Source organism: Antarctobacter heliothermus (assembly GCF_900188425.1).
Classification (GTDB): domain Bacteria; phylum Pseudomonadota; class Alphaproteobacteria; order Rhodobacterales; family Rhodobacteraceae; genus Antarctobacter; species Antarctobacter heliothermus.
Map to the genome: position 1 here is coordinate 1 of NZ_FZON01000121.1, position 4395 is coordinate 4395.

General features: G+C 62.1%; 6 protein-coding genes and 2 pseudogenes. 7 read left to right on the forward strand and 1 reads right to left on the reverse strand.

Annotated features, from left to right (window positions below; translation table 11 throughout):
- From CHB90_RS25640 to CHB90_RS25650, 3 genes and pseudogenes are all read left to right on the forward strand, one after another.
- Positions 1-279, forward strand: a pseudogene (locus CHB90_RS25640) (IS5/IS1182 family transposase); the annotation flags it as partial.
- 249 nt (positions 280-528) lie between these two features.
- A complete protein-coding gene (locus CHB90_RS25645) occupies positions 529-1338 on the forward strand; it encodes a class I SAM-dependent methyltransferase (protein ID WP_170941196.1) in 810 nt (269 codons plus the stop codon).
- A 200-nt stretch (positions 1339-1538) separates the two neighbouring features.
- A complete protein-coding gene (locus CHB90_RS25650) occupies positions 1539-2012 on the forward strand; it encodes an acyl-CoA transferase (protein ID WP_089280524.1) in 474 nt (157 codons plus the stop codon).
- 13 nt (positions 2013-2025) lie between these two features.
- On the opposite strand, the gene CHB90_RS25655 is transcribed toward CHB90_RS25650, so the two are convergent.
- Complete coding sequence (locus CHB90_RS25655) at positions 2026-2379, reverse strand: bactofilin family protein (protein WP_089280525.1); 354 nt, start codon at positions 2377-2379, stop codon at positions 2026-2028.
- Positions 2380-2492: 113 nt separating this feature from the next.
- Between CHB90_RS25655 and CHB90_RS25660 the strand changes: the two genes are divergently transcribed.
- The 4 genes and pseudogenes from CHB90_RS25660 to CHB90_RS25670 form a co-directional block, all read left to right on the forward strand.
- Positions 2493-3431: a phage tail tube protein gene (locus tag CHB90_RS25660; protein ID WP_089280527.1), complete on the forward strand. Its 939-nt coding sequence runs from the start codon at positions 2493-2495 to the stop codon at positions 3429-3431.
- Positions 3431-3886, forward strand: a complete 456-nt coding sequence (locus CHB90_RS25665; protein ID WP_089280526.1) for a hypothetical protein — start codon at positions 3431-3433, stop codon at positions 3884-3886. Before CHB90_RS25660 ends, CHB90_RS25665 begins: the two co-directional genes overlap by 1 nt.
- 83 nt (positions 3887-3969) lie before the next feature.
- Positions 3970-4113 carry a DUF7697 family protein gene (locus tag CHB90_RS27275; RefSeq protein ID WP_245823390.1) on the forward strand — a complete coding sequence of 48 codons (144 nt, stop codon included), beginning with the start codon at positions 3970-3972 and terminating at the stop codon, positions 4111-4113.
- Positions 4106-4395, forward strand: a pseudogene (locus tag CHB90_RS25670) (phage tail tape measure protein); the annotation flags it as partial. The gene CHB90_RS27275 and the pseudogene CHB90_RS25670, both read left to right, overlap by 8 nt.

The window sequence follows — 4395 nt, forward strand, 5'->3', positions numbered from 1 at the left end:
CGCAAGAATGCCAAGCCGTGGAAGCCATCGACTGCAGGGGCTATCGCTCGGAACGAGGCGCTGCGCGCTTCGAAATACCTTGGCCGCGCCATCTGGAGAAAATGGAGCGGATACCACCGACGAAGCCGCGCCGAGACGAAGATGCATTGCGTGAAGCTGCTGGGGCAGAGCCTCATGGCGCGCGACTTCGATCGTCAGGTCGCCGAACTTCAGATCCGCGCCGCCGTGCTCAACGGCTACACCGCGCTCGGCATACCCGTCACAGAGCCTGTGGGATAATTGCGTCCGGGGAAAGGGGAACTCCGGACGTTACCGACTTTGCGCAACAAAGCCCCTTGGCGAACGGGGTTTGTAAAAGCGCCTTCAGCAAGAATGATGTTCCGAAATTTCGAAGCGATTTTCGAGTTGAAGAGTTTTTCAACACAATCAGCCCAGAGACACGGATGCTGCGCCATCGACGAATGTCCGCATTCGCCCTCTGCACATTTCTCGTGTAGCTTTTATTGCGGTGGGACATGGGGAAGAAACATGACGAGCTTTAAAGAATTGGAACACCAAGGATGGGCTGAGAAGGCCCGCTTCTACGACGACCACTTTGCCGGTGTGACCCGACAGGCGATTGATCCGTTGCTTGCGAGATTGGGGGATGTTTCCGGGTGTCGTTTGATTGACATCTGTTGTGGAACTGGGGATCTGGCTGAAGCTGCTGCCGTCGGTGGGGCAAAAGTGACGGGCGTGGATTTTGCAGAACCGATGATCGACATTGCTCGGTCACGTGTGCCGGCCGCAGAATTTGAAGTCGGGGACGCCGAAAAGCTGCGCTTTGAAGACGCGAATTTTGATGCGGCGACCTGTGCCTTTGGGCTTTGGCACGTCGCTGATCCGGACAGCGCCATTTCCGAGGCCGCCCGCGTGCTGAAGCCGGGCGGGTCCTATTCCTATACCGCTTGGCTTCCACCTGACGAAGGGTGGGACATGATGGGCCTGTTGATGACCGCAATCAACAAACACGGTACGATGGACGTCGATTTACCCCCCGCCCCGCCGCCGTTTCGATTTGCACTGGCCGCAGAAGCAGAAAGAGTGCTTTTGGCCTCCGGCTTCGTTTCGACAACCTGTCAAAAGAAGGTCGCCATCTGGCGCGGCCAAACTGGCGACGACTTGCTCGATTTACTTTACAAGGGGATTGTCCGAGCGCCCATGCTCATTGATGCGCAGGCGTCAGACGCCAAGCAGGCAATAATAAACGATATCAGAGATGGCGCTGAAGCATTTCGTGACGACGAAGGAATCAAGATGCGTTGGCCCTATCTGTTGGTTTGCGCAACTAAAGCCTAGCGGTATCGTGTTGCGGTGCACAGGATAGCGGACCTTCACTGAAAAAACTCGATTTCTCCTTTGTCCGCACTTTGCCAGTTCGACCGAGGCGCAGCGAAGGGCAGCTTCCGCCCATCGCGTCGAACGCTGCGTTCGAGCTTTCGCGTTCTGCATCTGTCTCGAAGTTGCTGCCGCGCAGAAGAAAAACAGACTGAGCGAACATGCCCACCCCCCGCGAAACCATCCTCACCGCGCTGCACACTCTTTTGCAAACGCTGCCCGCCACCGCTCTTCGGGGCGACGTCCTGCCTGAACGCGTACCGACGGCAGGCCTGCTGATCCTGCGCGACGGCGAACCGGGAGAGCCGGAGGTGACTCTGTCGCCGCTGCGCTACCATTACCAACACCGCGCCGAGATTGAGGCGGTCGTGCAGGGTGAGGCCCGGTCTGCGCAGCAGATGCAAGGGTCCGGGGGACCATTGCAAAGAACGAACGACCGAGACGCCAATTTCGACACGCTGACCGCCAGCCTAGGTGCGGCGATTGCCGCCGACCGCACACTCGGCGGCCTATGTGACTGGGTCGAGGCGGACGCGCCGCGTCCGGTCGATCTGCCCGTCGAAGGCGCGGCCACCCTGAAGGCCGCCGTGATCTCGGTGGTCCTGCATTACGCCACGCCTGACCCGCTCACGTGACTGATCGGCCACCTCAGGTTTCGCTCGGATCCTGCCGTGAGCAGGTGCAGTTCACTTCAGCGCCGCTGTCGATTTTGAGCGTCACATAAGAGATCTCGCCAGAAAGCTGGGCACTTGCATGGAGTGTAACGGCCCTGCCGATGATCCGCCCTTCGAAGCGCCCTTTGACCACAATGGTGTCCGCACGAAGGTCGCCGACCGCAGATCCGCTTTGTTCGATCAGAATTGTGTCTGCCGTGATCTTCCCGTCCGCATGCCCGAGCAGTTCAAAAAGTCCCGGTACTGTCAGATCGCCCGACAGCTTGGCGCCCGCTGCAAAATGTGACCGCGCATTGCCTGGACTGGAGGCAGCTAACGTCTGTGACATGGTCTAACTTTCTATGAGTTTCGCGGCAAGCAAGGCCTGCCGGGGTTTGTTCTCGCGAGAGTAGTCAGAACTGGCGGGGTCAAGGTAGTCAAAACGTATCCCAGGAGATGAACATGGCACGAGCCCAAGGGGCGCGGGCGCAGATGGCGCTTGCGTTCGAGACGACCTACGGAACGCCGCCCGTGGGTGGCTTCACGAAGATGCCCTTCGCCAGCACCTCGCTCGGCGCGGAGCAGCCGTTGCTGAATTCGGAACTGCTCGGCTACGGCCGTGATCCGCTGGCGCCGATCAAGGATGCGGTGACGGCCGATGGTGATGTCGTCGTGCCGCTCGACGCAGAAGCCTTCGGGTTCTGGCTCAAGGCAGCCTTTGGCGATCCGACCACGACCGGAACAGGCCCCTGGACGCACGAGTTTCAGTCGGGATCCTGGACGCTGCCCAGCATGTCCATCGAGACCGGCATGCCCGAGGTGCCGCGTTTTGCGATGTATTCGGGCTGCGTGCTCGACCAGATCAACTGGCAAATGCAGCGATCTGGCCTTTTGACCGCAACGGCCCGATTGGTGGCGCAGGGCGAGACGGTGGGCACAACCACAAGCGCAGGCACGCCTGCCGCCCTCGAATTGCAGCGCTTCGGCCATTTCAACGGGGCCATCACCCGCAATGGGTCCGCCCTCGGCAACGTCGTCTCGGCCGACATCACCTATGCCAACAATCTCGACCGGATCGAGACCATCCGCTCGGACGGGCGCATCGACGGCGCAGACCCGTCTATTGCCGCGCTGACCGGCTCTATCGAGGTGCGTTTCGCCGACCAAACGCTGGTGACGCAGGCGATCAACGGCGATCCTTGCGAGTTGGAATTCGCCTATGTGCTGCCGTCCGGCGAGAGCGTCACCTTCACCGTGCACGCCGTGTACCTGCCGCGCCCCCGCATCGAGATTTCCGGACCGCAGGGCGTGCAGGCGACTTTCGACTGGCAAGCCGCGCGCGACAGTACGGTCGGCCGGATGTGCACCGCGACCCTCTTGAACGATGTGGAGACCTATTGATGCTCACTCTCGATCTGACGAACGCGCCCCGCTGGCATGACCTGGTGCCCGGTGTCCGGGTGCAACTCCGCCCGCTGACCACCGCGCTGATGGTGGCCACCCGCAGCGACCCAGCCGTAGAGGCCGTGCCCGATGACGCTTCCGACGAGGAGCGCGCTGTCGCCTTCGCGAAGGCGCTGGCACGACGAGCGGTTCTTGCCTGGGAGGGCATCGGCAATGCCGAGGGCGAGTCCATCGACCCGAGTCCGGACGCCATCGACGCACTCCTGGATATCTGGCCGATCTTCGAGGCCTTCCAGCTGACCTACGTCTCCAAAGGCTTGCTGCTGGAACAGGAAAAAAACGTCTCCACGCTCTCGCCGAATGGGCCTTCGGCGGGGGCGAGCGATACTGCGAGGGTTGCGAACCCTGCGAGGCCTGTCAGAAAGCCTGCACAGACTGCCCGGCGCGGCTGAACCGTCCCGCCACATTCGAGGGCTGGCAGGTCTGGGACCTCGTCGGTCGTCTCGGCTGCCAACTCCGCGTGTCGCCCGGCGCGGTGATCGGTTGGGACCTGACCGCAGCCTTCGCACTGGGTGACGCGCTGGGCGTGCCGCCGCTGGCCATGGCCGAACTATTGCCCGTCATCGAGGCGGTGATGGTGACCAAACTCAACGAACAGATGGATCCTTCGCATGGCTGAAAAACGCGTTTCTGTCCGCCTCGGGGCGGTCGGCGGTCGACAGGTGCGCGCCGAACTGGAAGGCATAGGCGAGGCTGGCGCGCGCGGGTTCGGGCGGCTCAGCCGGGAGATGGAGGCGGCGAACACGCGCCTCGCCGCCTTCTCCCGGCGCGTCAAGCTCGCCGCTGCCGCCGCTGTGGCCGCTGCTGCTGCGGCAGGCGTGGCCATGATCCGCTCGGGGCTACAGACCGTTGATGCGCAGGCCAAGCTGGCGGCCTCGCTCAAGACCACGGTCGCCAGCAT